At 64.0% G+C, this 400-nt stretch carries 1 protein-coding gene; it reads right to left on the bottom strand.

Going from position 1 to position 400, the window contains the following annotated elements; translation table 11 throughout:
• The coding region (locus tag AC5ZGW_RS47375) for an ABC transporter permease subunit (RefSeq protein ID WP_496114303.1) at positions 1-400 on the bottom strand (400 nt) is incomplete at both ends.

Genomic DNA, 400 nt, shown 5'->3' with positions numbered 1-400 from the left:
GACGTGCCCATATCGGGAAACACCGTCTTGAAGCCGGACATCATCACACCGGCGACGCCGGCGAGACCAGACCCGAAAGCAAAGGTCAGAGCGTTGACGCGGGTGACGTCGATGCCGCAGGCCGCGGCCATCCTCGGATTGCGGATGATGGCGCGCACCTGTGTGCCCATCGACGTCCGATAGATAATGAACCAGGTCACGAGCGCGAGGATCGCGGTCACCAGGATGATGAAGGTGCGGTAGCGGTTGATGTCGGCGCCGAGGATGGAGAACGTGCCCTGCAGGAACGGCGGCACTGCGACGTTCTGTAGGCCCGGCCCGAGGCCCTGGATGTGGATGCCGAGAAACGACAGGCCGAATTCCAGCCGCACCGCCTGCTGGATCAGGATGGCGATGCCCC

This window comes from Bradyrhizobium sp. Crot121, from assembly GCF_059512385.1.
Note: the sequence above shows the minus strand (reverse complement) of the source record. Positions and strands in the feature narration are given on the sequence as shown.